The organism is Pseudomonas sp. IB20 (assembly GCF_009707325.1).
GTDB lineage: Bacteria > Pseudomonadota > Gammaproteobacteria > Pseudomonadales > Pseudomonadaceae > Aquipseudomonas.
In genome coordinates this window covers 656,548-682,831 of sequence record NZ_CP046103.1, presented here as the reverse complement: position 1 = coordinate 682,831, position 26,284 = coordinate 656,548, and the positions used below count along the sequence as shown (strand labels likewise).

The 26,284-nt window shown below is 61.7% G+C and carries 25 protein-coding genes and 1 pseudogene; 14 read left to right on the top strand and 12 right to left on the bottom strand.

Features of this window, described 5'->3' with window-relative positions; translation table 11 throughout:
• The first annotated feature begins 226 nt into the window (after positions 1-226).
• The 8 genes and pseudogenes from cpaB to GJU48_RS02980 all read left to right on the top strand — a co-directional run bounded on the left by cpaB (position 227) and on the right by GJU48_RS02980 (position 7,639).
• Complete coding sequence (gene cpaB, locus GJU48_RS03015) at positions 227-1,153, top strand: Flp pilus assembly protein CpaB (RefSeq protein WP_094951747.1); 927 nt, start codon at positions 227-229, stop codon at positions 1,151-1,153.
• Positions 1,154-1,168: 15 nt separating this feature from the next.
• Positions 1,169-2,389 (top strand): type II and III secretion system protein family protein, encoded by a 1,221-nt coding sequence (locus GJU48_RS03010; RefSeq protein WP_094951746.1) that lies wholly within the window; start codon positions 1,169-1,171, stop codon positions 2,387-2,389.
• Positions 2,386-3,579 (top strand): AAA family ATPase, encoded by a 1,194-nt coding sequence (locus tag GJU48_RS03005; RefSeq protein ID WP_094951745.1) that lies wholly within the window; start codon positions 2,386-2,388, stop codon positions 3,577-3,579. The genes GJU48_RS03010 and GJU48_RS03005 overlap by 4 nt, the downstream gene beginning before the upstream one ends.
• On the top strand, positions 3,576-4,844 hold the full coding sequence (locus tag GJU48_RS03000; RefSeq protein WP_094951744.1) for a CpaF family protein: 1,269 nt from the start codon (positions 3,576-3,578) through the stop codon (positions 4,842-4,844). The genes GJU48_RS03005 and GJU48_RS03000 overlap by 4 nt, the downstream gene beginning before the upstream one ends.
• Before the next feature lie 13 nt (positions 4,845-4,857).
• Positions 4,858-5,739 (top strand): type II secretion system F family protein, encoded by an 882-nt coding sequence (locus GJU48_RS02995; protein WP_094951743.1) that lies wholly within the window; start codon positions 4,858-4,860, stop codon positions 5,737-5,739.
• 1 nt (position 5,740) lies between these two features.
• Complete coding sequence (locus GJU48_RS02990; RefSeq protein ID WP_094951742.1) at positions 5,741-6,634, top strand: type II secretion system F family protein; 894 nt, start codon at positions 5,741-5,743, stop codon at positions 6,632-6,634.
• 10 nt (positions 6,635-6,644) lie between these two features.
• Positions 6,645-7,367, top strand: coding sequence for a tetratricopeptide repeat protein (locus GJU48_RS02985; protein ID WP_094951741.1), 723 nt, complete (start codon positions 6,645-6,647; stop codon positions 7,365-7,367).
• A 2-nt stretch (positions 7,368-7,369) separates the two neighbouring features.
• Positions 7,370-7,639 (top strand): annotated as a pseudogene (locus GJU48_RS02980) (DUF3613 domain-containing protein).
• Positions 7,640-7,769: 130 nt separating this feature from the next.
• Here the strand turns inward: GJU48_RS02980 and GJU48_RS02975 are convergent.
• Together GJU48_RS02975 and GJU48_RS02970 are read right to left on the bottom strand one after the other, a co-directional pair.
• Positions 7,770-8,552 (bottom strand): response regulator transcription factor, encoded by a 783-nt coding sequence (locus tag GJU48_RS02975; protein WP_094949818.1) that lies wholly within the window; start codon positions 8,550-8,552, stop codon positions 7,770-7,772.
• Positions 8,553-8,679: 127 nt separating this feature from the next.
• A complete protein-coding gene (locus tag GJU48_RS02970; RefSeq protein WP_176462907.1) occupies positions 8,680-9,150 on the bottom strand; it encodes a prepilin peptidase in 471 nt (156 codons plus the stop codon).
• Positions 9,151-9,224: 74 nt separating this feature from the next.
• Between GJU48_RS02970 and GJU48_RS02965 the strand changes: the two genes are divergently transcribed.
• Both GJU48_RS02965 and GJU48_RS02960 read left to right on the top strand, forming a co-directional pair.
• Entirely contained in the window at positions 9,225-9,662 is a 438-nt protein-coding gene (locus GJU48_RS02965; protein WP_094949816.1) for a TadE/TadG family type IV pilus assembly protein, read from the top strand.
• The gene (locus GJU48_RS02960; RefSeq protein ID WP_094949815.1) at positions 9,659-12,391 is read left to right on the top strand and encodes a PAS domain-containing sensor histidine kinase; all 2,733 of its coding nucleotides are present in this window, start codon (positions 9,659-9,661) and stop codon (positions 12,389-12,391) included. The genes GJU48_RS02965 and GJU48_RS02960 overlap by 4 nt, the downstream gene beginning before the upstream one ends.
• On the opposite strand, the gene GJU48_RS02955 is transcribed toward GJU48_RS02960, so the two are convergent.
• The 5 genes from GJU48_RS02955 to GJU48_RS02935 all read right to left on the bottom strand — a co-directional run bounded on the left by GJU48_RS02955 (position 12,388) and on the right by GJU48_RS02935 (position 16,765).
• Positions 12,388-14,364 (bottom strand): pilus assembly protein TadG-related protein, encoded by a 1,977-nt coding sequence (locus GJU48_RS02955; protein ID WP_094949814.1) that lies wholly within the window; start codon positions 14,362-14,364, stop codon positions 12,388-12,390. The genes GJU48_RS02960 and GJU48_RS02955 overlap by 4 nt on opposite strands.
• An 85-nt stretch (positions 14,365-14,449) precedes the next feature.
• Positions 14,450-15,043, bottom strand: a complete 594-nt coding sequence (locus GJU48_RS02950) for a DUF4136 domain-containing protein (protein WP_155295920.1) — start codon at positions 15,041-15,043, stop codon at positions 14,450-14,452.
• 44 nt (positions 15,044-15,087) lie between these two features.
• Positions 15,088-15,690 carry a DUF4136 domain-containing protein gene (locus GJU48_RS02945; RefSeq protein WP_094949812.1) on the bottom strand — a complete coding sequence of 201 codons (603 nt, stop codon included), beginning with the start codon at positions 15,688-15,690 and terminating at the stop codon, positions 15,088-15,090.
• 24 nt (positions 15,691-15,714) lie between these two features.
• Positions 15,715-16,464 carry a methyltransferase gene (locus GJU48_RS02940; protein WP_094949811.1) on the bottom strand — a complete coding sequence of 250 codons (750 nt, stop codon included), beginning with the start codon at positions 16,462-16,464 and terminating at the stop codon, positions 15,715-15,717.
• On the bottom strand, positions 16,457-16,765 hold the full coding sequence (locus GJU48_RS02935; protein ID WP_094949810.1) for a MazG-like family protein: 309 nt from the start codon (positions 16,763-16,765) through the stop codon (positions 16,457-16,459). The genes GJU48_RS02940 and GJU48_RS02935 overlap by 8 nt, the downstream gene beginning before the upstream one ends.
• Positions 16,766-16,920: 155 nt before the next feature.
• Here GJU48_RS02935 and GJU48_RS02930 point away from each other — a divergent pair, with 155 nt between their 5' ends.
• The 3 genes from GJU48_RS02930 to GJU48_RS02920 all read left to right on the top strand — a co-directional run bounded on the left by GJU48_RS02930 (position 16,921) and on the right by GJU48_RS02920 (position 19,000).
• Positions 16,921-17,190: a hypothetical protein gene (locus tag GJU48_RS02930; protein ID WP_155295919.1), complete on the top strand. Its 270-nt coding sequence runs from the start codon at positions 16,921-16,923 to the stop codon at positions 17,188-17,190.
• Between the two features lie 23 nt (positions 17,191-17,213).
• Positions 17,214-18,563, top strand: coding sequence for an MATE family efflux transporter (locus tag GJU48_RS02925; protein WP_094949807.1), 1,350 nt, complete (start codon positions 17,214-17,216; stop codon positions 18,561-18,563).
• Positions 18,564-18,817: 254 nt separating this feature from the next.
• Positions 18,818-19,000, top strand: coding sequence for a hypothetical protein (locus GJU48_RS02920; protein WP_155295918.1), 183 nt, complete (start codon positions 18,818-18,820; stop codon positions 18,998-19,000).
• Between the two features lie 17 nt (positions 19,001-19,017).
• On the opposite strand, the gene GJU48_RS02915 is transcribed toward GJU48_RS02920, so the two are convergent.
• The 5 genes from GJU48_RS02915 to GJU48_RS02895 all read right to left on the bottom strand — a co-directional run bounded on the left by GJU48_RS02915 (position 19,018) and on the right by GJU48_RS02895 (position 24,296).
• The gene (locus GJU48_RS02915) at positions 19,018-19,881 is read right to left on the bottom strand and encodes an alpha/beta hydrolase (protein WP_094949805.1); all 864 of its coding nucleotides are present in this window, start codon (positions 19,879-19,881) and stop codon (positions 19,018-19,020) included.
• 140 nt (positions 19,882-20,021) lie between these two features.
• Positions 20,022-21,935 (bottom strand): arginine decarboxylase, encoded by a 1,914-nt coding sequence (speA, locus tag GJU48_RS02910; RefSeq protein ID WP_094949804.1) that lies wholly within the window; start codon positions 21,933-21,935, stop codon positions 20,022-20,024.
• A 200-nt stretch (positions 21,936-22,135) separates the two neighbouring features.
• Positions 22,136-22,507, bottom strand: coding sequence for a translation initiation factor Sui1 (locus GJU48_RS02905; RefSeq protein ID WP_094949803.1), 372 nt, complete (start codon positions 22,505-22,507; stop codon positions 22,136-22,138).
• A gap of 182 nt (positions 22,508-22,689) precedes the next feature.
• A complete protein-coding gene (locus tag GJU48_RS02900) occupies positions 22,690-23,226 on the bottom strand; it encodes an NUDIX hydrolase (RefSeq protein WP_094949802.1) in 537 nt (178 codons plus the stop codon).
• A gap of 2 nt (positions 23,227-23,228) precedes the next feature.
• Positions 23,229-24,296 (bottom strand): DUF2333 family protein, encoded by a 1,068-nt coding sequence (locus tag GJU48_RS02895; RefSeq protein ID WP_094949801.1) that lies wholly within the window; start codon positions 24,294-24,296, stop codon positions 23,229-23,231.
• Between the two features lie 304 nt (positions 24,297-24,600).
• On the opposite strand from GJU48_RS02895, the gene GJU48_RS02890 reads away from it, so the two are divergent.
• Positions 24,601-26,271, top strand: a complete 1,671-nt coding sequence (locus GJU48_RS02890; RefSeq protein ID WP_094949800.1) for a response regulator — start codon at positions 24,601-24,603, stop codon at positions 26,269-26,271.
• The last annotated feature ends 13 nt before the right edge of the window (positions 26,272-26,284 follow it).

Sequence of the window (26,284 nt, the reverse complement as noted above, 5' to 3'; positions counted from 1 at the left end):
ACGGATTAATCACAAAGTAGTGGGTGCATTTCCAGTGCCTCAGATCCGTGATTTCAGAGGGTACTTGGGGCTTCACGAAGAATTTTTTCTGTCAGTAATGGCATTTCGTCCTAGCTGAACTACCTTCAAATAGCGAAATAGTTAGTCCACTGTTCATAGCAGCCGGGTTGCGTAATTGGCCTGTTCGGAAGACGGGTTGTAGTGCAACAGGAAAAGGAGAGCCGTCATGAACACGCGTCTGAGCATGATTCTGGCTGGTGTGCTGTTGATCGGTGCGCTGTTTGCCGGTTATTGGGGGCTTGTCCTCAGCCGTGAACCTGCTCCGGCGCCGCCACCGCCGCCACAGGCTGCTCCTGTCGAAAAAGCCGTCGCCGTGGTGGAAGACCAAACCCGCCAACCCGTGGTGGTGCTGGCTCACGATGTGCCACCGTTTGTTGCGCTGAATGCTGCTGACCTTAGCGTCGAAAAATTACGCACCGTGCCGGCCGGCAGCATGACCAGTGTCGACCAGGCCATCGGCCGTACACCGTGGCGCGCCCTGCAAGCCGGCACCTGGCTGAACGAAGAAAGCTTCACCCCCGGTGGCCCCCTGGCGCGCATGATTCGCCCGGACGAGCGCGCCCTGGCCGTGGCCGTGGATGAAGTGATCGGCGCGGCCGGGCAGTTGAGCCCCGGCGATTATGTGGACGTGCTTTTGTACCTGCGCCAGGACACCGCCAACCTCGAACAATCCGCCCAAGTGGTCGTCCCCGCCATGCGCCTGCTCAGTGTCGGCGATCAAATGGGCCTGACCAACGACGGCACCCCCGCCTCCCCTCCCGCGATGACCGCTGAAGAAAAAGCCCAACGCCGCGCGCCCTCGCGCACCGTGGTACTGGCGGTGCCCGAACAACTGCTGAGCCGGCTGATGCTCGCCTCCCAGGCCGGTACTTTGCGCCTGGCGGTGCGCAGCAGCGACGAACGCCTGTTGAGCCACTATTGGGCAGGCGAACGCGATACGCAGGGCAAGCTGCAAAGCGCCAACCGCGACCTCTACCAGTTCACCCAGCTGGCCTTCGCCCAAGCCCCGAAAAAGCTCGCCCAGAGCGCGCCGCGCCGCGCCGGTGTCGAGGTGATACGCGGCAACCAAGCCACCCAACAAACGCCCGACTGAACAAGGATGCTGTGCATGAGCCGACGTTTCGCACCGGTGTTCACGCTGAAAATTGCCTGTGCCCTGCTGCTGTCGAACCTGCCCGTGGGCCTGGCCGTAGCCGCCACCGGCAACTGCGCCAGCTTGGGCCAATTGCCCGCAGCGCTCTCGGTAGGCGAAGGCCTGCAACAGGAGCTGCAATCGCCGGTAGCGATCACGCGACTGGCAATCGGCGACCCAAAAATCGCCGACGTCCACCTCAATGGCGACCGCGGCTTCCTGCTGACCGGCATCGCTTCCGGTACGACAAGCCTGATGGTCTGGACTGCCTGCTCCACCACGCCGCGCCAGAGCATGGTGTTCGTCAAGGGCAAGGCCACGTCAGCCCTGACCAGCCTGTCCTTGGCGCCAGCGGATGACCCTTCACTGCCCAGCCAGGTGCAGACCGACATCCGCTTTGTCGAGGTCAGCCGCACCAAGCTGAAGGAAGCCAGCACCAAAATCCTCGGCATGGGTAAGAACTTTTTCCTTGGCAGCCCCAACCTGTTGTTCCCCACACCCAGCACCTTCAAGCTGCCGGTGAGCGCTGAGCAGTTCAATATCGGCTTCGGCGGCGGACGTGTTTCCGCGATGATCAACGCCCTGGAAAGCAGCGGTTTTGCCTACACCCTGGCGCGTCCAAGCCTGGTCGCCATGAGCGGGCAAAGCGCGACCTTCCTGGCCGGTGGGGAGATACCGATCCCGGTGCCCAGCAGCGGCAGTGACACTATTTCCATCGAGTACAAAGAGTTCGGCATTCGCCTGACCCTGACCCCCACCGTGATCGACCGCAATCGCATCTCCCTCAAGGTGGCACCGGAAGTCAGTGAGCTGGACTACACCAACGCCGTGGTGATTCAAAACATCCAGGTGCCGGCCCTGACCATCCGCCGCACCGACACCAGCGTGTCCCTGGCCGATGGCGAAAGCTTTGTGATCAGCGGCCTGATCAGCAGCAACAACACCACCAGCATCAGCAAGTTTCCAGGCCTGGGGGACATCCCGATCCTGGGCGCGTTCTTTCGCGATTCCTCGGTCAACCGCCAAGACAAAGAACTGTTGATGATCGTCACGCCGCACCTGGTGCAGCCGCTGGCCGCCAACGCCCAGCTGCCGTCGTTGCCCGGCGAGAACCTGCGCAACTATGACCCGAATTGGTACCGCCTGTACTTCCTGGAAAACGGCAATTTCGACCGCAACAACGGGTTATCCCAATGAGCGATAGCCTGAGCCAGACCTACCTGGCAATCACCCGTAATACCACTGACCTTGAGTGGCTACAGGGCGCGCTGGCACCGCTTGGCCAAGTCGTCAGCGCCGGCAGCGGCACGCTGGATGAGTTGCTGGCGTTGGTCGATGTGACCTTCGCCACCCTAGTGTTTGTCGGCCTCGACCGCGAGCATGTGGTGGCCCAAAGCGCGTTGATCGAAGGCGCGCTGGAAGCCAAGCCGATGCTGGCCATCGTCGCCCTCGGTGACGGCATGGACAACCAGCTGGTACTCAATGCAATGCGCGCCGGGGCGCGGGATTTTGTCGCCTACGGCTCGCGCTCCAGCGAAGTGGCCGGGCTGGTGCGCCGCCTGAGCAAACGCCTGCCGCCGGTGACCACCAACACCCAGCTCGGCGGCCTCACCGTGCTGTTCGGCACTCAAAGCAATGCCGACGGCGCACTGCTCGCCAGCCACCTGGCGCTGGTCGTACAAAAAAGCGGCCAGCAAACCCTGCTGCTGGACCTGGGCCTGCCACGGGGTGACAGCCTGGCACTGCTGGGGCTTGAAAGCTCATTCAATTTCGGTGATGCCCTGCGTCACCTGCGCCGGCTCGACGCGACCCTGATCAACAGTGCCTTTACCTCTGCCGAGGATGGCCTGCGCATCCTCGCCTACGCTTCCAGCGATGAGCCCTTGGAGCAGACCAGCGCCGCCGAGCTGTACATGCTGCTCAGCGCCTTGCGCCAGCACTTCCAGCACATCGTGGTGAACCTCGCCGGCCAGCCGGACAGCGAAGCGCTGCGCACCTTTGTCAGCCATTGCGACAAGCTGCTGTGGTGCACCGATCAAAGCGTGCTGGACTGCCGCCGCAACCTCGCGGTGCTGAACCAGTGGCGCGAAAAAGGCATGAAGCTGGAGCACGCCAAGCTGTTGGTCGATCGCTACATCAAAGGCTGCGCGCCCGACGCCGAGGCCTTGGGCAAGAGCTTTGGGCTGGAGGTGATTGCCGTGTTGCCGTTGAGCCCGGAGGTGCGCCTGAATGCAAAAAACCAAGGGCAGACCTTGTTCAGCCTGGCCCCGCGGGAAGCTCTCACGCAAGGCATGAAAACCCTGGGCGAACGCCTGGCAAAACGCTCGGAAGGCATGAAAAAACCTTCTCACACCTGGTTTGAACGCCTGCTGGGAAGCGGCAAATGAACGGCGAAAAACTCTTTGGCGCACCCGCGCGCAGTGTCGGTGGTAACACCGACCACGATGGGCTGAAGCTGGTGCTGCATCGCTACATCATCGATGCCATCGAAGAGTCGGGAAAGAACTTGCTGGAAGGTTCGCGCCCGCTGCTGGCGCAATTTGTCATCGACAAAGTCGCCGAATACATCAACCGCATGCACCTGGCGATTTCCCGTTACGAGATGGAGCGCCTGGCCGAAGAAATCGTCGACGAGCTGACCGGTTTCGGCCCGCTGGAAGTGCTGCTGCGCGACCCGTCGGTGACGGAGATTCTGGTCAACGGCCCGCACCGGGTGTTTATCGAACGTGATGGTCTTCTGCACCAAAGTGACCTGCGTTTTATCGATGCTCACCACGTGGAGCGCGTGATGCAACGCATTCTGGCGCCGCTGGGCCGGCGCCTGGACGAGTCGTCGCCGATGGTCGATGCGCGCCTGCCGGATGGCAGCCGGGTCAACGCGATCATCCCGCCAATTGCTTTGGACGGGCCATGCCTGTCGATCCGAAAGTTTCGCAAGGACATGCTCAAAAGCAGCGACCTGGTGGCGATGCAGACCATCGACCAGAACATCTTCGATTTCTTCCAGGAAGCGGTGGGCAAGCGTTGCAACATCCTCATCAGCGGCGGCACCGGCACCGGTAAAACCACGCTGCTGAATATCCTCAGCCAATTGATCAACCCGCATGAGCGTCTGGTGACCATCGAAGACGTGGCCGAACTGCAACTGGGCCACCCTCACGTCGTGCGCCTGGAAACCCGCCCGCCGAATGCCGAGGGCCATGGTGAGGTCAAGGCCAGCGACCTGATCCGCAACGCCCTGCGGATGCGCCCGGACCGCATCATTCTCGGCGAGATCCGAGGCGTGGAAGTACTCGATGTGCTCACCGCAATGAACACCGGCCACGACGGCTCCATGAGTACCGTGCACGCCAACAACGCCGCCGATGCGCTGCTGCGCCTGGAAACCCTGGTGGGCTTGACCGGCCGCGTGGTGGCGGAAAAAACCTTGCGGCAAATGATCTGCGCGGCGCTGGACGTGGTGATTCAACTGACGCGCCTGCCGGACGGACGTCGCTGCGTGAGCGAAGTGGTCGAGGTGGTAGGCATCCGTGAAGACGTGTACGTGACCAACACCCTGTTCCGACACGACCGGCGTACCGGCTTCGGCTTTCTGCGCGAGGCGGTCAACCCGGCCGGTGAAAAACTGCGCCGCGAACCGTTACTGCCTTGAAGGAGACGCAAGCATGACCGGGGCTATCCTGCTGCTCATCTGCCTGATCCTGATCGGCCTGTCGATTCGCTCCTTCCAGAACGGTTTGCGCCGCGCCCAGACCGAGCGTGTGCTAGGCCGCCTTGCCGAAGGCCAGCCGCAGCTCGTCGAGGCGAACAGCCAGTGGAGCGGCATGGAACGCATGTTCCTGCGCGCAGGCCTGGGCAAACCCAGTGACCACCTCGGCCTATGGCTTGCAGCCTGGGCCCTCGGCGCGGTGCTGGGGTTGCTGGTTGCCAGTTGGATTGGCCTGCTGGTGATGCTGGTATTGCCGCCCTTGGTGCTGCGCCTATACATCGCCTGGCGCTATCAACGGCGCATCAAGCGCATGATCGAACAACTGCCGCAATTGCTCGACCACACCGTGCGCAGCCTCAAGGCCGGGCGCACGCTGGCTGACGCGGTGCTGGGCGGCATCGAGATCACCGAAGACCCGCTGCAACAAGCCATGGGCCGTATCCGCCGTAACGTGCAGTTGGGCGTGAGCCTGCCGGAGTCGGCCCACGACTTTGCCGAGTTCTATGAGCGTGACGAGTTTCGCCTGTTCGCCCTGGGCTTGAAGGTCAACCACCGCTACGGCGGCAACGCCAGCGAACTGCTGGAAAACCTGATCAAGATGATCCGCGAGCGCGAGCAAGCCGCCCGCCAACTGCGTGCCTTGACCGGCGAAACCCGGGTGACCGCCTATGTGCTCACCGCCCTGCCGATCTCGATGATCGGCTACTTCCTGGCCGTGAACCCCGCGTACCTGATGACCATGTGGAACGACGGCACCGGGCGCATCCTGTTGTTCGTAGCGCTGGTGATGCAGCTGTTGGGCTGCTTCACCTTGTGGCGCATGTTGCGGAGCGTATGAGATGGCGATTGCACTGCTGATCAGCGCTGTACTGTTCATCGCCGCCCTGGGGTTGGTGCTGGCCAACCTGATGAAGCACCGGCGCGGCCAGCGCCTGGTTGCCCAACGCTTGCAGGGCCAGATGGCGCGCGAACACACATTCGGCACGCTGATGCGGCAACTGGGCAGCAGCCCACTCGCGCAACGCTCGGTGAGCCTGGACAACGAAACCCAAATCCTGCTCAACCGGGTCGGCTGGCGCAAAGCCAACCAGCGCTCGATGTTCGCCGCCTTCCAGGTCGGCACGCCGTTGTTGCTGTTGGTCATTACCTTAGTGGCCCAAGAGTTCCTGTTTCCTAACGTAGGCTCGCCGTGGCTGGCGCCTTTGCTGGCCCTGGGCATCGGCTATCTGTTGCCCAAGCGCATCCTCGCCAGGGCCGCCAAGGCTCGCCAGCAACGCATCTCCCACGAGGTATCGACCTTCATTCCGCTGCTGCGCATTCTGTTCGAGTCCGGCATGGCGGTCGAACAAGCGCTGCGCGTGCTGAGCATTGAAGCGCAGCGCCTGCTGCCGGCGCTGACTCATGAACTGCGCCTGATCCTGACCCGCGTCGACTCCGGCCTGGAGCTGAGCGAGGAAATGGGCAAGACCGCCAGGCTGTTGGCCGTGGATGAATTCACCGACACCTGCACCATCCTCCAGCAGTTGGTACAGCAAGGCGGCGGCGCGATGAAATCGCTGCTGTCGCTCAAGCAATTGCTCGACGACCGACGCCTCACGCGGATCCAGGAATTCGTGTCGAAGATGTCGGCAAAAATGTCGGTGGTGATGATGGTGTTTTTGTTTCCAGCCTTGCTGATCGTGCTCGGGGGGCCTGCCTTTATCGGCATCACCCGGGCCTTGAGTAACTTATGAGGAGCGCCCGATGAAAGCCTTGATAGCCGGTTTTAGCCTGTTGCTGCTGGGCGGTTGCGCCACCAACGGCCAAACCCCGTGGGGCGCGTTGACGGGCACCGGCAGTTGCGCCAAACCCAGCTCCGACCAGGAGCTGGCGCTGAACCTGGCCGATGAAATGGCCGGCGACGGCAAGCTGCACGCCAGCCTCGCCAACCTGCAAAGCTTGCCAGCCAATTTGCCCCAGGTGCGCCTGCGGCAGGCCAAGGCTTATCGCCTGCTCGGGCGCAGTGAAGCCGAGCCGTTGTTCCGCAGCCTGCTCGGCACCTGCATGGCCGCCGAAGGTGAGCACGGCCTGGGGCAAATCGCCTCGGCCAAGGGCGATAACGCGCAAGCCGTGGCCCACTTGCAACGCGCGGCGCGGCTGGCACCCACCGATGAGAAAATCCGCAATGACCTGGGCGTGGTGTACCTCAACCAACTGCGCCTGGAAGACGCGCGTTTCGAGTTCATGACCGCCATGGAGCTCAAGCAGAGCGACCCGCTGGCGGCAGTCAACCTGGTGACGCTGTTGATCTATCAGGACAACTGGAAACAAGCCGCGCAACTGGTCAGCCAGATGGGCCTGAGCCCTGAGCAAGTCACCGAAGCCCAGGCGCGGGCCGAGAAACTCAAAGGCTCAAGTGCAACCGCCACCAAAGCCAAAGACCAGATCGCCACGGTCAGTGATGCCGCAAGCAACCCGAGGAATTGATGATGAAAATGCCTTATCTCGCAAGCCTGGCCATGCTGGCGCTGCCCATGAGCGTCATGGCCATCGAACCCGGCCCCTCGTCACCGCAGCAGGCGCAGACCGAACAATGACTGACGCTGCAGTCCACCGGCAGCGCCGCGTCTAAGACCCCACAGAAGGCCTCAGCGGCCGAACGCGATAAAGCTCATCAGCGGTTGTTGGAAAGCTACAAGTACCCGATTCCGGAGTATTTCGAGCAGAAGGTGGGGGGGAAAACTGGAGGGAGTAATTAAGAAAATACCCGCCAGGTCTCTATCAAAATGTGGGAGCGGGCCAAAGCTGTCCAACTTTTGGGGCGCACTTCAACACCGCTATCGCGAGCAAGCCCGCTCCCACATGTTTGACTGCATCCAAACAGACAGATCAGTGCGCCGTCACGCGCTGACGCATCACCGAGTTGTTCGGCGACAACGCCAACGCCAGTTGCGTACGGTTGTGCATGTGCGTCAGGCGCAGCACTTGGGACACGTACAGCTTCACGGTGTTTTCTGTGATGCCCAATTCGCAGGCGATCTGATAGTTGGTCTGCCCCTTCCCCACCAGCCGTGCGACATCCAATTGGCGCGGGGAAAGCTGGTTGAAGATCGCCGGAATTTCAACCGGCCCGGCCTCCTCGGCCGACACTTCTTCGCCGTCCAGGCCTGGCCGACTGCTGCGCACTTTGTCGAGGTCCTGGTACAGGTCGTTGATGGACTCGGAAAGAAATTGCAGCTTCTGGTTCAGGTCGCCCAGTTGCAGATCCTTTTTGCGTTCTTGCAACGCAGCTTCCTGGCGCAGCAAGCCTTCGAGCAACTCGTCGAGGTTGATGGGTTTCTGGTAGTAGTCGGCGATCCCGGCGCGCAGGGCCTTGATCACGTCCTGCTTGTCGGCGCGGCCGGTCAACATGATCGCCTCAAAGACCCGCTGCTTACCGGCGACCTTTTGCAGGGCCTGCACCAACTCAATGCCATCCATGTCCGGCATGTGCAGGTCGCACAGCACCAGGCCGATCTCGGGCTCTTCGCTGAAGCGCTTCAGGGCCTGTTGGCTGGATTCACAGGGGACACAGCGGAAACCGCTGCTTTCAAGAAATTCACAGAGCTCTTCTACGATCAGCGGTTGATCATCGACAACGAGCACTTTTACCGCAGAGATAAGCTTGTTCACGCGCTACTCCATGCATTGCAAGCCAAAAGATTGACCATCCCTTTACGACACATGTTTCCTGTACATCCGTTTATTAAACGTAGACGTACTTTATGACTATGTACATAGCGTTAATACACTCATACGACTAGTGGATCCAACGCCAAGCAAGGGCGAAACCTACCAGCAAAAACGGAGCAAATGGCATCTTTTTTGACTCTCCCGGCGCCAGATACACCATATGCTCTCTAAGGCCTTGATTCATATGCGGCCAAAGCTTTGGCGCGATGATGAGCCAGAGCACATTGGCGATCGCAGCCCCTACAAACGACCCCAGTAAGTACTCGGCATCCGAGGCCAACGCCAACGCCGCGAGCAGCTTCACATCGCCTGCACCCAGGCGGCCAAGGGCGTAACCGGGCAAAGTCAGCAGCAGCGCCAGTAAAAACGCTAGCAACCCCTGCCCGGCCGGCGCACCGAGCCACGTGGTGCCGGTCCAGAACAGGTAGATCAACGCCAACAGGGCCGCGCCCAGTGTCAGGCGATTGGCGAGCAGCCGCTGCCGAACGTCCTGCACCGCACACAGCCCTAACCACACCAACACCACTGCGCCATGGATCACTAAAAAACATCCCTTTTTGCTGATTGATTCTATGCTGATATTAAGTAGTAGCCGTCAGGGTAGACGCGGTGATGAAAACAAGCCTCCCGAATAAGCAAAAAGGCGCGGCAGCCCTCGAGTTCATTGCCGTGTTCGTGATTTTTTTCGCGGTGTTCTACGGCATGGTCAGTTATAGCCTGCCGTTGCTGCTGTTGCAGTCGTTCAACCAGGCGACGGCTGAAGCCGTGCGCCTGAGTGTAGCGCTGGACCCCAACATGGCCGGCTATACAGCCGCCGTGCAAAGCACCGCCAAAGCCGCCGTCACCAACCGCTTGGTGTGGATTCCCCCGGCGTACAACTTCAACGCCAGCCAAGTCAGCACCACCTTCGTCGGTGGCCTGCTGTCAGTACAGATCAACTACCCCACGGCCAATCTCCAGGCGGTGATGCCGCTTATTGTGCTGCCCGGCATCGGCACCGTGCCGCAGCTGCCGGCGACACTGCAGGCCACCTCGAGCCTGCAGTTTTGACCTCGGGGGACAAACTCTTCGGGCGCCTGCTCGGCAGAAGCAGCGCGCTGGCCATCGACAGGCCGGCAGCGCCTTGCGCCGGGCTGCACGTGCACTTGGACGCGCAAGGCCGCGTGCTCGACATCAGCGGCAGGCTACGCCCACAACTGGCGCAATACGCTGATTCGGCGCCCCTGCAAGACCTGCTGTGCGCGCACAGCGCGGTGACGGTTGAAGGCGTGCCGGCCGATTGGCAGCGCCACAGCCTGGACCTGGATTTCCAAGGCGCCGCCGGGCAAATCCTGCACACCCGCGGCACCCTTGAGGCGGAGGATAACGGCTGGCTGCTGCATGCCGTGGACATCGGCGACTTGCTCAGCGGCCGGCACCTGGCCGAGCAGCGTGAACAGAATCAGCAATTGGTCAGCCTGGTGAGTGAACACCTGCGCGTGTGCAGCCTCAGCCGACTGCCCGAGGTGTTCAACGAACAGCTGTGCAGCGTGGCGCAGCGCTGGCGCATCCCGTGTGTGGCCCTTGCGTTGCTTGATCAAGAGGACCAGGCCTGGGTGATCTACAGCCAGTACGCCAACCACGACGCGCCGCTGTTCTGGCACACCGGGCAGCGCCTCGGCACCTGCCTGGACAGCCTCAACGGCACCACCGCGCTGAGCCTGCAAGCGCCTTATGGACGCGGAGAGCATCCGCGTTTGCACAGTGTGTTCGGCAATGCCGACGGTTTTCTGGTGCCGTATCGCGACGGCCAAGGCGTGGCGGCGTGGCTATTGTGCGGCGCCTATAACGGCCAACCGCAGACACGCGAGCGCGACTGGTTGAACCTCGCCGCCGCCCTCGCAGCGCCCCTGCTCAGCCGCCTGCGCGAACAACGGCACCATCAACAACTGGAGCGCCTGGAAGCCCTGCAAGGCTTGCTGGGCACCGGCTGGTTTGAGTTGTTGCCCGCCAGCGACGAGATCCAACTGGCGCCGCAACTGATGCGCAACCTCGGCCCGGAGGAAGGCCCCACCCGCCTAGCCCTCGACACGTGGCTGGCGCTCATCCACCCCGCCGACCGCCAGGAACTGCACAGCCGCCTACGCGACCTGCAAGCCCTCGGCAAACCGCTGCTCGCCAGCGTACGCCTCAACCGTGGCGACAGCGCCCAGCCGCCGACCTGGTACCGCGTACAAGGCCAAGTGCTAGAAAGCGGTGAACAACGGCGCTGGGTCGGCTTCATGCTCGACATCAGCGACATCAAAAACCAGCAACTACAGGCCGACGCCGCCCACGCGCGCCTGGATAACCTGATTGCCAGCTCACCGGCGGTCATCTACGTGCAACGCTACGTAAACGGCGCCTTGCTGCCGGTGTTTTTCAGTGACAGCCTGCTGCCGCTGCTGGGCCGTACCCTGGCCGAATGCACTCACGACAGCCTGGTGCAGTGGGTACATCCCGACGACCGCGACCTGTACTTCCAGCGCACGCGCCAACTGCTGCGCGAAGGCAGCGTGCGCAGCCGTTACCGTGTGCAAGACAAACAGGGCGATTACCACTGGCTGCTCGACGAAGCCAAACTGCTGCGCGACGACCTCGGTGTGCCGGTGGAAGCAATTGGCCTATGGCTGGACGTGACCGACGCGACGCTGGCCGCACAACAGGTCAAAGACAGCGAAGAGCGCTACCGCATCCTGGTGGAAGACTCCCCGGCGATGATCTGCCGCTACCGCCCGGACCTGACCCTGACGTTCGGCAACACGCCGTTGGCCAACTACCTCGAATGCCGGCCCGCACAGTTGCGCGGGCTGAACCTGGGCGACTGGCTGTCAGCCGAACAGCGCGAAGCGTTTGTGCAGCGCATCCGGCAACTGACGCCGGAGTTTCCGGTCAGCACCGCCGAGATCAGCCTGCAACTGCCTGGGCGCGAACATGCCTGGTGGGTGTGGTCGGACCGTGGCGTATTCGATGAGCACGGTGCGTTGGTCGAGGTGCAGGCCGTGGGCCGCGACAACACTGAAGTGCGCCGCTCCCAGCAACAACTGACGCAAAGCGCAAAAATGGCCACCCTCGGCGAAATGGCCACGGGCCTGGCCCACGAGATCAACCAGCCGCTGAACGTGATGCGCATGGCCATCGTCAATGTGCTCAAGCGCCTGGGCAACGGTGATGCGCAGATCGATTACCTGACCGAGAAACTCCAGCGCATCGACGCCCAGGTCCAACGCGCGGCCCGTGTGGTGGACCATATGCGCGTGTTCGGCCGCCGCTCGGAGGTCGAGCAGCAACCTTTCGACCCGGCGCAGGCGGTCGAGGGCACCTTGTCGTTGCTCAGCGAAGGCTTGCGCGGTAAAGGCGTGGACGTGCGCCTGACCCAGGCGGACATTCCCGTGCAGGTCAAAGGCTATGTCGACCAGCTTGAGCAAGTGTTGATCAACCTGATGGTCAACGCCCGCGACGCACTGCTGGGCCAACGTGAAAAAAACCCAGAGCTGCGCCCGTGGATCGCCGTACACACCGAACACGACAGCCGTCACGTGCGCATCTGGGTCGAGGACAACGGCGGCGGCATCGACCCACGCTTGCTGGAGCGCATCTTCGAACCGTTTTTCACCACCAAGCCGATTGGCGTGGGCACCGGGCTGGGCCTGTCGGTGAGCTACGGCATTGTGGAAAACATGGGCGGGCGCCTCAGTGTCAGCAACGGCGAACACGGCGCACGGTTTTGTGTGGAACTGCCCAGGGCCATCGACGCTTAGATCACCAAGTAGGCTTCGCCGGTCTGGCCGCAGGTCAGGTTGGCGCCGACATTCACATTCGCCAGGCTGACGCCGAGCATGTTCAGCAGGTTGTTGAGGATCGGGTTGAGCAGCGGGCCCAGCAGGTTATCCACCACTGGCGTGACGATGGCGCTGACGCTGCCGAGCAGCGACACGACGGTCGGAGCCAGCGCGCCCAATGGGTTTCCGCCCACCGGCTGGTAAGCGGTGATGCCTACGCCATTGAGCGTGGTCGACAGGCTGCTCACCACATTGGTCGCCGGGGTGGCGGCCTGATAGGTCGGTGTGAGCCCCACGTTTGGCGGCGTGGCGAACGGCGTGGTGCTGGAAAACACCAGGGTTTGATCGCTAGCCGCAATCGGGCTTTGCACCTTGATCGCCACGCCACCGCCGGTAAACGGCACGCGAGCGCCACAGGTGCCGACCCCCAGGATCTGATGACAGGTCTTGGTGCCGATATCGATCAGCGCCAAAGGTGCCACGGTCATCGGCAACGTGGAGGAAAACGCATTGGTGATATTGCCCACATTCAGCGAAGCCAACGAGGTCGTGGTGTACGCCGTCAGGCTCTTGGTGCCCGCGCTGCCGGTCGGGCAGCTGTAGGCCTTGACGTAGCTGCTGGCGCCCCCGGCATCCAGCACAATATTGAGCGGCAGATTGCCCGGTAGCGCCAACAAATCCAACTGTTGGCAGCCGGCCCCCAGCAGGCATAACGCCGAATTCAGCGTGGTTACCAGGTTTAAGCTCAGCAGCCCATTGATCACCGGCGTCAGCGGCCCCACCAGGTTATTCACTGCCGTCGTCAGCCCCGACAAGCTGCTCAACACCGGCAGGCTGACCGTCACCTGGGTGCGCACCTGGGCGGTACGCACGTAAATCGCATTCGGCCCGGTAGGGTTGGCGACAGCCAGCGCCGGATTGCCGATGGCCGACAACTGCGGCGGCTGGATCACCTTCACTTGGGTGGTGATATTGGCCAGGCCCAGCAGGCTCACGGGCAAGGTCGCTGCCGCCGCGCTCTGGCTGTTGGAGAGTTGCACCACACCCTGAATCAGCTGGAACACCTGCAGGTTGGCATTCAACGCCGCAGCGGTGGTGCCGGTTTGCAGTTGCAGGATCTGCCCAAGGGTCAGCGGGGTCGGGTTGATCGCGGCGATTTTCAGGTTGCCCAAGGCGGTTAATACGTCGGCTGTTGCGCCGTTGGCGGTGAGCACGGTGATCGCGGCCTGGATCAATTGCGAGGCGGTGACGTTGGTGCTGAGCAGTTGGGTGTAGTTACCGGCGGTCACGCCCAGGTTAATCGCCAGTTGGTCGAGGTAACTGAGCAGGCTGATGTTGGTATTGAGCAGGCCATTCCAGCCGGCGAGCGTCAGGTTGAGGTTGCCGCCGAGCAAGCCGCTGAACAGCGGGTTCAACAGGCTGGCACTCGCGGTGTCGACGCTGGCCAGGGTGCTGTTGATGGTCAGCTGGGCCAAGGTTGGCGTGGGTTTGGCCGCCACTGCCGTGGCCGTCAATACGGTGTTGAGGCTGACCGAGTTGCCGGAAAACAACGACCAGACGCCACCGGCCACGCTGGTGGTAACGGTTTTGCTGGCCACCACTTGGATGGCTGTCGAGACCGCAGGGTTTGCGCTAAAGGTGCGCCGGCCCGAGGCGGGAGTGGTGACGGTGCCACAGGTGGTGACCAGGGTGTTGCCGTTACCTACCACGAAATGGTTGCGCGCCACACTTTGCCCCGCGTAAGCCGCCGCGCTCAAGCCGGTCAGGCAGGTGCCGTTGCGGCTGACGGCTTCCAGTGCCGCGGTGTCGGCCACGCCTTGCAGCTTGCGCTTTTCCAGGTACAAGCGGCCGCTGTCGATCACCAATAAGGTAAAGGCTAAGACCACCGCCAATACGCCGACGGCCATCAAGCCGATAGCGCCACGCTGCTTGCACTGAAATCGGGGAGACATCGAGCACTCCTGTGCCGGCGAGTTGCCGAGCGCTTACTCTCCTGGGGTGTAGATGAGTGTAGACAAGGGCTGAAGGTGATGAAGATCAAATGTGGGAGCGGGCTTGCCCGCGATGCGGGGTGTAGTGCGGTGGGTAGTTGGAGAGGATTTTGCTGACGGTGGTGCGGATGGCGTTGTTGCGGTCTTGTGGGTTTGGGCTGCTGGCCATCATTTGCTCGTCACTGCCACGCCATACCAGCTTGCCGTCTTTGCCGTCCAGCAGGTCAATCTGGAGTGTTGCCACTTTGTAGGTGATGTTGCGCGTTTCGTTGTACATCGGCCCGCCCCAATAGCCATTCCAGGGGCCACCCCAGGCGCCGCCGTAGTTGGTGGTGACTTGTTGCTGGCGGTCTTCGACGATCAGGTAGGCCTGCACATTCAGGTCGGCCTTGGTGCCGGCCGCTGCAGGGCGCAGGCCGCGCTGGTCAAGTTGTTCGCCCACGGCCTGGCGGATGCGCTGCTCGGTGAGGTCACTCTTGATGCGTGGATCATCCGGGCGGTATTGCAGCGCCGGGTCTTTCCAGGCCCAGTTGCGGTAGGCGCCAAAGTCGCGGCTGGCGTCAAAATCGTGGTTGACCTGGTTGGTCTGGCAACCGCCCAGCAACACGACAACAGCAAGTGCAGCAATGCGACGAAACATGGTCTATCTCCAAAAGACAATTCAGCCTGAGATGAGAATAGCGGCTAACTGGGTGGGTAAGCGCTCATTGCTTTTTGCATCGCCGCGCGCAATGCATCGGCCCGTTCGCTCAGGCTGCCCTGGCTGGCGGTTTCGGCGCTGGTACTCCAGACCGGCTGGCGGGTGCGGGCGTCGAACAGGCTGATACGCGCCACCGCGACCGTCACTTCATAGGTGCGCACCACCGGCACCGTGTTGTACATGCCGTAGCCGTTGCCATAGCGGTTATAGCCGCCGTAACCGTTGCGATAGTCTTCCTGCACTTGGCGCAGGCGCTTTTCCAGGCGCACATCCGCACTCACCAGCAGGTCGGGTGGGCGGTTGTCATGCAAGGGGCGCAAGCCACGCTGGTCGAGGGCGCCGCTGACCGCTTCGGCGATCTGCGCCGAGTCGGCCCAGGCGGTGCCCGGCGGTAGTTGGCCGTTGAGCCAGCCCCAGCTGCGGTACGCGCCATAGTCGCGCACCGGCGCCGGGTAGGCGCTGGCGTCAAAGGTGCTGGCCGCCTGGGCCGGAGCCGGCGGCATCGGGGCCGAGGCGGCCACGTAGGGATTGGGGCTGGAGCAGGCGCTCAAGCCTACTGAAAACAAGATCAAACAGAGACGACGCATTTCGACCTCCGCAGACTGGGCCGCTTAAACCGGACGGCAGATCCAGTGCAAATAACGCCCAAGTCCGGCAAAGCTTGGGTGACGACGGTGAGCAAGTTCCATCTCCAACAAGTCCTGTAAATCGACGCGGGCCTGGAATTCCACCGGCATATAGTCGTGGAACACCCGAACGCCACTTTGGCTTTCGACCTGCCAAAGCCCCTCGAGTTGCGCCGCCAACTCACGTGGGTCGAGCGGCTGTTGCGGGGTGAGGCTCTGTTTCTCCCCGGCCATGTCGTTCTTGCGCATTTTGCGGAAGTGGCCTTTGAGCAGGTTGCGGTAAATCAGCGCATCGCGGTTGTAAAACGCCAGCGACAGCCAGCCACCGGGCACCGTGAGCTGGTGCAGCACCGGCAGGATCGCATGGGGTTCGGCCAGCCATTCCAGCACGGCGTGGCACAGCACCAGGTCGTAAGGTTCGGTGAGTTGGCCGAGCAGCTCTTGCCAGGGCGCATGGATAAAGGTCGCGGTCTGGCCGGCGTCGGCGAAGCGTTGGCGCGCGCCGTCGAGCATTGGCTCGGCGGGCTCGGCCAGGGTCACCTGATGGCCGCGTTCGGCCAGCCACAGCGACATATGCCCCAGGCCCGCGCCGATATCCAGCACACGCAACGGGCGGTCTGGCAGGGCTTCGGCGAGGTCGGCCTGCAGCACTGCCAGGCGGATTGCACCTTTGGCACCGCCGTAGATTTTTTCAGCGAAGCGCGTGGCCAACTGGTCAAAATGACGGTCACTCATGGGCAAACCGCCGTTCGCTGTCGGCCAGTTTGGCGCGCACCACCTCGTTCATGTCCAGGCCCAGCTCACTGCACAGCAACAGCAGGTACAGCACGATATCGCCGACTTCCTGCCCGGCGTGGGCGAGTGTGTCGGCGGGCAACTGGCGCGATTGGTATTCGGTCAGCCATTGGAAGATTTCCACCAGCTCGGACATTTCCACGCTGGCAGCCATGGCCAGGTTTTTCGGGCTGTGGAACTGCTTCCAGTCGTTGTTATCGCGGATGCGGTGCAGGCGTTCGGTGAGGTGTTCGAGGTTCATGCGGGGGCTCCTGAAGGTGTATAGCTTCCGGGGGATCAGGGATGAAGGCAAGTGAATCCCGGTGGTGTGTTTGAGGACGCCTTCGGGAGCAACCCCCATCGCGACCAAAGGCTCAGTGTTGGCAATTTCGTCCACTTATTCATCGAGACACACCTATGCAAGCAGACTTTTTCGGATGGCTGGGTAACACAATCGGCTTGATCATCCACTACATCGTCGAGTTCTTCAGCGGGCTGTTCAACATGCTCACCAACGCTGGCGGCAACTTCGTCGAAGGTATGTCCCGCGCACTGGGCATGGACACTTCGATCATCAGCATCATCACCTTGATCGTCGGCCTGCTCTTCCTCTACTCAGCCGTACGCGCCTTCATGCGCGCCTCGATCATCGCAGGCGTCATCTGGCTAATGCTCGGCCTGTGGTAATGCCGCTCCCCAAAGGAGCCCAAATGACAACCCTGCTCACCGACTGGCGCCACCGCCCCACCCACCGCCGCGTCTGGGCCCTGGCCGCGCCGATGATCCTGTCCAACATCTCGGTGCCGCTGGTAGCCCTGGTGGACAGCATGGTCATCGGCCACCTGCCCCACGCCCACCAACTGGGTGCCGTGGCCGTCGGTGCCAGCCTGTATACCTTCCTCGCCTGGGCCATGGGCTTTCTGCGCATGGGCTCCACCGGGTTCGCCGCCCAAGCCGCCGGGCGAGATGATGGCGCCGCACTGCGGCAAATCCTGCTGCAAGGTTTGCTGCTGGCGCTGGGCCTGGCGATGTTGCTGGGCACGGTCGGCATCCCCCTGAGCCATCTGGCCCTGGAGTGGATGCAGCCTTCCCCCGAACTGAATCAACTGACCCGCGATTTTTTCCACACGCGCCTGTTCGGCTTGCCCGCCGCCTTGGCCAGCTACGCTTTGGTCGGCTGGTTCCTGGGCACACAAAACGCCCGCGCGCCGCTGGCGATTCTGCTGACCACCAACCTGGTCAACATCGCCTTGAACCTGTGGTTCGTCCTCGGCCTGGATTGGGGTGTGGTCGGCTCCGCGCGCGCCTCCGTCATCGCCGAATGGACCGGCGCCCTGCTCGGCCTGGCGCTCACACAAAAAGCCCTGCGCGCCTATCCCGGGCACATCGCCTGGGCGGCCTTAACGCTGTGGCAAAGCTGGCGCCCGCTGCTGGCGGTGAACCGCGACATTTTTATCCGCAGCCTTGCCCTGCAATCGGTGTTTTTCATGATCACGGTGCAGGGCGCACGCCTGGGCGATGCCACCGTGGCGGCCAATGCGCTGCTGCTCAACGGCCTGCTGCTGACTGCCCACGCTCTGGACGGTTTGGCCCACGCCGTTGAGGCGCTGTGCGGGCATGCCATCGGCGCCCATGACCGTCAGGCGCTGCGCCGTTCATTGGTGGTCGCCTGCGGCTGGTCGCTGATCGCCAGTGTCGGCTTCGCGCTGTTGTTCACCTTCGCCGGCCACCTGTTTATCGCCATGCAAACCGACATCCCCAGCGTGCGCGAAACCGCCGACATGTACTTGCCCTATCTGGCCGTGCTGCCTTTGATTGCGGTGTGGAGTTACCTGTTGGACGGCCTGTTCATCGGCGCCACCCGCGCGCGGGAAATGCGCAACGGCATGCTGCTGACGGTACTGTTGGTGCTGCCGTTCGCCTGGGCGCTGCAGAGCCTGGGCAACCACGGCCTGTGGATAACCTTTCTGCTGTTCATGGCCTTGCGCAGTCTTACGCTGTGGGTGATCGCTTGGCGATTGAGCAAAAGGAACGAATGGCTTGGCGCTTCGACCTGTTAGTTCTCACAGGTTACAAAAGCCCGTCATCGGCGTTGAATGGAGGTGGGCCCTGAAGAGCGATAAATTCAGGCCCCAACCTTCTTGCAACCCAGGGACGAACCCACATGGGCGGCAATAGCACCGAGACCTCAACGGTGTACAGCCTGTACCGTCAAAAATATCGAGAAAAATAAGCAACGCAGACATCTATCCTTTCAGGAAGGACCCGACATGGATCGCAAAAGCCCCGCCGTTTTCACCCTTTGAGCGTTTTCATGCAAGTGGCCAACGCCGACTCCGAGAAGGAAACCCTCCAGCCTAACGGCATATTGACCATGGACTTGAGCAATGGCGTCATCACGCTGTCCACCACAACCAAAACGGACGCCGTGAAGTTCATAACACTGTCAGGCAAAACCGGTGCCTGCCAACAGGAAAACTGCCTGACGTTACAATAAGCCTTGGCGTTATCGGATCAATCGCCCGGCGTGAACCTGATAAATGCGGTTACCCGATCCAGCACCGGCGCCAGCCAGCGTAAGGGCCGGGAGATCGACGCCACCAACGTCGCGTGGTTGGTCTTGGTGAAGTAAAACTCTTCAACCGGCACATCCGCCGCGCGCAACTTCTTCGCCAGCCCGCCGGTATTGCGCGTGGGGTTGACCAGGCTGTCGGACGTCGAGGCAATCAACAGGCTCGGCGGTGCTCCGGCACTGACATGGTTGATCGGCTGGGAATCGGGCGGTGAGTCGGGAAAGAAAAACACCGGTTTCACGTCAGGGTTGTCAATCGGCAGGAAGTCATACGGCCCGGCCAAGCCGACCCAGCCCTTGAGCATCGATGGCGACATATTCACTTCGCCAAGCCAGCGCGCATCCAGCGCCAACATCGACGCGTTGTAAGCACCCGAGCTGTGCCCCATCAGGTAGAGCTGCTTGGGGTCGGCGCCGTAGTCGGCGATGTGCTGATAGGTCCAGGCGACGGCCTGGGCGTTGTCCTGTAGGAACAGTGGGTAACGCACTTGCGGGTAGAGCCGGTAATCGGCAATCACCACCACGATGCCGCGTGAAGCCAGGGCTTCGCCGACAAAACCGTAGTCATCCTTGGCACCGCTGTTCCAGCTGCCGCCGTAGAAAAACACCACGACAGGGGCGTTGGGCGAGGCTTTGCTCGGACGGTAGATATCGAGTTTTTGGCGCGGGTCATCGCCGTAGGCAATGGAGGCGGTTTTGGTGAAGGTGCTGGAGGGCGTCAGCGCGTTGAGCACTTTGATTGGGGAGCACGCGGCAAGCAGCGCGGCGAATGCCAGGGTGAACGCTTGCAGGAATTTACTCGACATCGCTCAGACCTCACACAGAAGGTACAACCAAACGAAGGTCAACATGTGGTAGCCGGGCTTGCCCTAATGCCGTTCAGTTAAGCGCAGATCCCCTGTGGGAGCCCAAGCCCGGCTCCAACATTAGAGCCGGGTCACTTCAGTTACGACGACAGGTACGAAGACCGCGTCAAACCCAACCGCAACGCATCCAGAAACTGCGTACGCTCCGCCGCACTGATCTTCGCGCTCGCGCACTTGTCACGGTAATGCGTCATCAACTCCTCCGGCGACAAGTGCACATAGCGCAGCATGTCTTCGATGGTGTCGTGGGTTTCGATCCCGGCGCTGTACACAGACCCGTCTTCACGCTGGTAGATGTTCACCGAGTCGGTGTCACCGAACAGGTTGTGCATGTCGCCGAGGATTTCCTGGTAAGCGCCGACCAGGAAGATGCCCAGCAAGTAGTCTTCACCGTCGTTCAAGGCGTGTACCGGCAGGCTGGTCTCGATGCTCTGCTCGTCGACGTATTGCTTGATCTTGCCGTCGGAGTCGCAGGTCAGGTCCTGCAATACCGCACGGCGCAGCGGCTCTTCGTCGAGACGGTGCAACGGCAGAATAGGCAATACCTGGCCGATGGCCCAGGTGTCCGGCAGGCTCTGGAACACCGAGAAGTTGCAGATGTACTTGTCGGCCAGCTTGTCATTGAGTTCGTCCAGCACCTGGCGGTGCGAGCGCTGGCGGGCTTTCAACGAGTTGTGCAGGCGGCGGCACACGGCGAAGTAGCACTGTTCGGCGAGGGCTTTTTCCGCCAGGGTCAGTTTGCCGTCGGCGTACTGGGTGGCCACGTCGCTCATGTAGTGCGTGGCGCGCCAGTAGGTCTCGGTGACCATTTCAATGTCGGTCGGGCCCAGCAGGTCCACCAGCCATTGCACGGTTTCCGGCAGGTTTTCCTTGTTCTCGATCAGCGGGATTTCGTCGTTGTGTTTCTCGACGTCGGTGACTTGCACCACCAGCATGGCGTGGTGGGCGGTCAGGGAGCGGCCGCTTTCGGAGAAAATGTTCGGGTGCGGCAGGCTCTGCGCGTCGCAGAATTCCTTGAGCATGCCCACGACCACACCGGCGTAGTCGTCCATGTCGTAGTTGATCGAGCTGGCGTTACGCGAGTGCGTACCGTCGTAGTCCACGCCCAAGCCGCCACCGACGTCGATGTGGTCCACCGGCAGGCCGAGGTTGCGCAGTTCGCCGTAGTAACGAATGGCTTCCTTGAACCCGTGCTGGTAGTCGGCCAGGTTGGCGATCTGCGAGCCCATGTGGAAGTGCAGCAGGCGGATGCCCTGGTCGAGGCCGGCGTCGCGGAAGCGCTCGACCACCGACAGCAGTTGCGCCGCCGACAAACCGAACTTGGACTTCTCACCACCGGTGTCCGCCCATTTGCTCGACGCCAGGGACGACAAGCGCACGCGCAGGCCGACCTGTGGCTTGACCTTGAGGTTGGCGGCCTCTTCGATCACCAACGCCACTTCGGATTCTTTCTCGATCACGATGAACACGTTGTGGCCGAGCTTCTGGCCCATCAGCGCGAGGCGGATGAACTCACGGTCTTTGTAACCGTTGCAAACGATGGTGCCGCCCTTCGGCGCCAGGGCCAGCACGGCCAGCAGCTCAGGCTTGGAGCCGGCTTCCAGGCCGATGGACACGTCTTGGGTGGCAATGATGTTCTCGATCACCGCTTCCTGCTGGTTCACCTTGATCGGGTACAGCGCGGTGTACTTGCTCTGGTATTCCAGGCGCTCGATGTTGGCGTCGAATGCACCGGTCAGCTGGCGCACGCGGTCTTGCAGGATATCGGGGAAGCGCACCAGCAACGGCAAGGACAGGCCGCTCTTGCGCAGCTCGTCGACTTGCTCGTACAGATCGACAGGCGTGCTGTTCGGGCCGTTCGGACGGACTTCAACGCGACCGGCTTCATTGATCGCGAAATACCCGGCCCCCCAATGGCGAATCCCGTAAACACTGCGGCTGTCCGCAACTGTCCATTGGCTGCCATCGTCTTTGCGTGTGCGTCGTACGGACATCGAAGTCCCCTATAAATGAAGGCGAAGGCGCCGCCCCTGGTTTGAGGCTGGCGCAGTCTAAAGAATGAAAATGACGATTTGCCTGTGAGCAAGGTAAGACCTCACTCGCAGGACAGAGTTTAGACACAGGTTGGGAAGAGGCTTTCAGCCGCCGGCCTCACTCGCAGGACAGAGTTTAGACACAGGTTGGGAAGAGGCTTTCAGCCGCCGGACTTCTTGGCCTTGTACCCGAGCTTGATCAGCTCGGCCAACAGCAACTCGACGTGATCGCCCTGAATCTCGATGACCCCGTCTTTCAACGCGCCACCGGTGCCACAGCGCTTTTTCAGCGTGGTGGCCAATTCCTTGAGAGCGTCTTCTGCAAGCGGCGCGCCGGTGATGGTGGTCACCGTCTTGCCGCCACGGCCTTTACTCTCGCGTCGCACGCGGGCAATGCCGTCGCCTTCAGGGATCAGGGTTTGTTTGCAGGTGCACGAATCCACGGGCTGACGACAGTCCGGGCAGTGTCGACCTGCGTCGGTGGAAAATACCAGGCCACCAAGGGCGGCGAAGGATGCGGCTTTTTTGGCCACCGGCAATCCTCTTGGGAGGACAAAGACTGATCGGTGCTCGCAATGAGGATCACCGACCGCGAAGCCCCACTCAGGCAGGGGCAGCGCTACCGAACCGCAAAGGTGGTTCGGGGGAAAAGTCGCGCAGTGTAACGGCAAAAAGCCGACTTGCTAAGAGCCAAATAGCGCCAATTTATGCAACTTTAGCGACGCGAGGCCAGATAGCGCCGCAAGCCCTCTTGAGCGTCCGGGCAGTAAGGCTTTTGCTCAGCTTCCTGTAGGACAATTTCTATGGGTAAAAAGCGCGCCTCCATGACTTCCTCCGGCTGCAGGTGCAACGGGCCATCCCAGACCGCCGAGTAGGATTTGCACCAGAGCCGACTGTCGCCATCCTCAAAGTAGAAATGGTCATGCTCGGTCAATTGCACACCCGCCACCCCAAGCTCTTCTTCCAGCTCGCGGGCTGCCGAATCAGCGTAGCTCTCGCCTGCCGCGACCATCCCACCCGCCGCCGTGTCCCAGAAGCCGGGGTACATGGCTTTGCTCAGGGTGCGCCGATGCACACACAGCTCACCGGCTGAATTGAACAGGAAAATAAAGGTGCAACGGCCGATAAGGCCGCGCTGGCGAAGGTCGGACCTGACGAGGGTGCCGAGCAGGTTGTCCTGCTCGTCGACCCAATCGATCAGTTCAGCATCAGAGGCCGCGCGGTGCGCGGCCTCGTTGTGACTAGCGTCCATCATCAACCCTGGTTGAGGAGCTGACGCAAGTCGATCACTGCGGCGTTTGCCCGGGAAATATAGTTGGCCATGACCAGCGAGTGGTTGGCGAGGATGCCAAAGCCACTGCCGTTAAGAATCATAGGACTCCAAACCGGCTCCTGCGAGGCCTCCAGCTCACGAATGATCTGGCGCACGCTGACGGTGGCGTTTTTCTTGGCCAGCACGTCGGCAAAGTCGACTTCGATGGCGCGCAACAGGTGGGACAGTGCCCACGCCTGGCCACGGGCTTCGTAGAACACGTTGTCGATCTGCATCCATGGGGTTTCCACCACTTCCTCATCGAGCTGCGGCACTTCACCCGGCGCCAGGGCTTCGGTTTTCAGCGCGGTGTTCAGTTTCACCCGGCCAACACTGGCCGACAGGCGTTGCGACAACGAACCTAAGCGGGTAGCGACGTCCCCCAGCCAGTTGTTCAGGTTGTCGGCGCGGGCATAGAACAGCGCGCCGCGTTGGTTCGGGTCTGACAGGCGTGCTTCGTAGCGGCTCAGGGAGTTAATGCCTTCCTGGTACTCCGACTCGCTGGACGGCAGCACCCAGCTCTTGTTGTCGAAGTTGAAACGCGGCTCGGCCTTGGCCAAGTCGGCGTCTTCAGCCGACTGCGACTGGGAACGGGCGAAGTCTTTACGCAGCGCACGGGTCAGGTCACGCACCTGCACCAACACGCCATATTCCCAGCTCGGCATGTTGTCCATCCACAAGCCTGGCGGGAAACGGTCGTTGGAAATGTAGCCACCAGGCTTGTTCAGCAAGGTGCTGACCACGGTCTTGAGGGTTTCGACGGTGGTGTAGCCCACCACCATCTGCTTGCCTTCCTTCTCGGCGGCAAGCTGGGCATTTTGCTGGACCGGGAACAGCGCGGGCTCTTCGCTCCAGTACCAACCCAGGCCGCCGGTGACCAACAGGTACAAACCCAGCACGCTGAGCACGGCTCGGCTCATCACCAGGTTGCGAACGTAGCTACGGTTGGCCGACTTGGGCTCAGGGGCGGGGCCTTTGGCAGTGCCTGCGCGGTTTTTCCAGTCCAGCATGGCGATATCCTTTCAATCACTTGAGTTCATGCACGTCATTTGTCCGGGTGCGTTCAAACACTCCGACCACAACCCTACCCCATCGTGCCCATCGGCGCGGGGCTTTTAACCGAAAGCGGCGCATGGGAGTGAGGAAGTAGGACTATAAAGGATGCACGTTTTTTACGCTGCGCGACCATCAAGTCAAAAATTGAATGGCACAGACTTGTACTTAATTGACGTATGACACTCATGTAAGAGAAAAGAGGTGCTAGCATAGAGCCATCAGTCGACCTCAGCATGCAGCCTAACTAGTAGTCAGGATATGACCGAGTCAGAAGACCCGAGCCGTGAGCGTCTCAAGCACCATTTTGCCCAGCGGGTAATTCATCAGGCACGTCAAATTCTTGAGATCTGGCAGCGCCTGCAACGCAGCGAATGGTCGAACACCGATTTGTCCGAACTCAGCGAAGCCAACCTGCGCCTGCTGCGCTTTGCCGAGCGTTTCGAACAGCCCGAGCATGGCCAACTGGCGCGGCATATTGGCGAATCGCTCAAGGTGGTCGATGAAAATCGCGGCCGCCTGAGCAGCCAAGTGATCACCGAGCTCAACCGCCTGATGCAGCGCCTGTCCCGCACCGGCCTGCGCCAGGGCGACCAGCTGGAACAAACCTTCCTGCCGCCGATGCGCAAGCCGATCTACGTGATGCTGGCCGATCACGACCGCGCCGAACGCCTGGCCAAGCAGCTGGAATTCTTTGGCATGAGCGCCCAGCCCCTCGACAGCGTGGCGGCGTTTCGCGCCTCCCTGGCCGAGCGCCTGCCCTCTGTGATCGTAATGGATGTGGATTTCTGCGGCCCTGGCCTGGGCCTCACGCTCGCCGCCGAAGCCCAGGAAGGCCTGGAACAAAAGCTGCCGCTGCTGTTTTTCAGCCTGCATGAAACCGACACGCCGACGCGCTTGGCCGCCGTGCGCGCCGGCGGTCAGGAATTTCTCACCGGCACCCTCGAGGCTTCGAGCCTGCTGGAAAAAATCGAAGTGCTGACCTGCGTCGCTCAGTACGAGCCGTATAGAGTGCTGATCATCGACGACTCGCGCGCCCAGGCCCTGCACACCGAGCGCCTGCTCAACAGCGCCGGCATCGTCACGCGCACCTTGATCGAGCCGATCCAGGCGATGGCCGAGCTGGCGGACTTCCAGCCGGACCTGATTATCCTCGACATGTACATGCCCGCCTGTACCGGCACCGAGCTGGCCAAGGTAATTCGCCACAACGACCGTTACGTCAGCGTGCCAATCATCTACCTGTCGGCCGAAGACGACCTGGATAAGCAGTTGGATGCCATGAGCGAAGGCGGCGACGACTTCCTCACCAAGCCGATCAAGCCGCGCCACTTGATCACCACCGTGCGCAACCGCGCCGCCCGCGCACGCAACCTCAAGGCGCGGATGGTCCGTGACAGCCTGACCGGGCTGTACAACCACACCCATATCCTGCAATTGCTCGAAGACTGCAGCTTCCGCGCGCGCCGCGAGAACAAGCCGTTGAGCTTTGCCATGCTCGACATCGACCACTTCAAGCGGGTCAATGACAGCCACGGCCACCCGATGGGCGACCGTGTGATCAAGAGCCTGGCGCTGTTTCTCAAACAGCGTTTGCGCAAGACCGACTACATCGGCCGCTACGGCGGTGAAGAATTCGCCATCGTGATGCCCGACACCGACCTGGAATCGGCCTGCAAGGTGCTGGACGAAATCCGCGGGCGTTTTGCCGAAATTCATTACCCGGCCCAGCCGCAGGATTTGTGGTGCACCTTCAGCGCCGGGCTGGTGGAGCTGTGCGACGGCTCCGACAGTTTGATGATGGCCGCCCAGGCGGATGAGGCGCTATACCGCGCCAAGAACGCCGGACGTAACCGCGTGCAAGCCGCGCGCACGTCAAAGCAAAGTGCCACCTTTTCACCGGAATCCACTGAATCCGTCATAACTCTGTAATGGAAACGCAATA

What these genes read in the sequence shown, in the direction of transcription:
- cpaB (WP_094951747.1), top strand. Translation starts at nt 227, where the DNA reads ATGAACACGCGTCTGAGCATGATTCTGGCTGGTGTGCTGTTGATCGGT.
- GJU48_RS03010 (WP_094951746.1), top strand. Translation starts at nt 1,169, where the DNA reads ATGAGCCGACGTTTCGCACCGGTGTTCACGCTGAAAATTGCCTGTGCC.
- GJU48_RS03005 (WP_094951745.1), top strand. Translation starts at nt 2,386, where the DNA reads ATGAGCGATAGCCTGAGCCAGACCTACCTGGCAATCACCCGTAATACC.
- GJU48_RS03000 (WP_094951744.1), top strand. Translation starts at nt 3,576, where the DNA reads ATGAACGGCGAAAAACTCTTTGGCGCACCCGCGCGCAGTGTCGGTGGT.
- GJU48_RS02995 (WP_094951743.1), top strand. Translation starts at nt 4,858, where the DNA reads ATGACCGGGGCTATCCTGCTGCTCATCTGCCTGATCCTGATCGGCCTG.
- GJU48_RS02990 (WP_094951742.1), top strand. Translation starts at nt 5,741, where the DNA reads ATGGCGATTGCACTGCTGATCAGCGCTGTACTGTTCATCGCCGCCCTG.
- GJU48_RS02985 (WP_094951741.1), top strand. Translation starts at nt 6,645, where the DNA reads ATGAAAGCCTTGATAGCCGGTTTTAGCCTGTTGCTGCTGGGCGGTTGC.
- GJU48_RS02965 (WP_094949816.1), top strand. Translation starts at nt 9,225, where the DNA reads ATGAAAACAAGCCTCCCGAATAAGCAAAAAGGCGCGGCAGCCCTCGAG.
- GJU48_RS02955 (WP_094949814.1), bottom strand. Translation starts at nt 14,364, where the DNA reads ATGTCTCCCCGATTTCAGTGCAAGCAGCGTGGCGCTATCGGCTTGATG.
- GJU48_RS02950 (WP_155295920.1), bottom strand. Translation starts at nt 15,043, where the DNA reads ATGTTTCGTCGCATTGCTGCACTTGCTGTTGTCGTGTTGCTGGGCGGT.
- GJU48_RS02945 (WP_094949812.1), bottom strand. Translation starts at nt 15,690, where the DNA reads ATGCGTCGTCTCTGTTTGATCTTGTTTTCAGTAGGCTTGAGCGCCTGC.
- GJU48_RS02940 (WP_094949811.1), bottom strand. Translation starts at nt 16,464, where the DNA reads ATGAGTGACCGTCATTTTGACCAGTTGGCCACGCGCTTCGCTGAAAAA.
- GJU48_RS02935 (WP_094949810.1), bottom strand. Translation starts at nt 16,765, where the DNA reads ATGAACCTCGAACACCTCACCGAACGCCTGCACCGCATCCGCGATAAC.
- GJU48_RS02930 (WP_155295919.1), top strand. Translation starts at nt 16,921, where the DNA reads ATGCAAGCAGACTTTTTCGGATGGCTGGGTAACACAATCGGCTTGATC.
- GJU48_RS02925 (WP_094949807.1), top strand. Translation starts at nt 17,214, where the DNA reads ATGACAACCCTGCTCACCGACTGGCGCCACCGCCCCACCCACCGCCGC.
- GJU48_RS02920 (WP_155295918.1), top strand. Translation starts at nt 18,818, where the DNA reads ATGCAAGTGGCCAACGCCGACTCCGAGAAGGAAACCCTCCAGCCTAAC.
- GJU48_RS02915 (WP_094949805.1), bottom strand. Translation starts at nt 19,881, where the DNA reads ATGTCGAGTAAATTCCTGCAAGCGTTCACCCTGGCATTCGCCGCGCTG.
- speA (WP_094949804.1), bottom strand. Translation starts at nt 21,935, where the DNA reads ATGTCCGTACGACGCACACGCAAAGACGATGGCAGCCAATGGACAGTT.
- GJU48_RS02900 (WP_094949802.1), bottom strand. Translation starts at nt 23,226, where the DNA reads ATGGACGCTAGTCACAACGAGGCCGCGCACCGCGCGGCCTCTGATGCT.
- GJU48_RS02895 (WP_094949801.1), bottom strand. Translation starts at nt 24,296, where the DNA reads ATGCTGGACTGGAAAAACCGCGCAGGCACTGCCAAAGGCCCCGCCCCT.
- GJU48_RS02890 (WP_094949800.1), top strand. Translation starts at nt 24,601, where the DNA reads ATGACCGAGTCAGAAGACCCGAGCCGTGAGCGTCTCAAGCACCATTTT.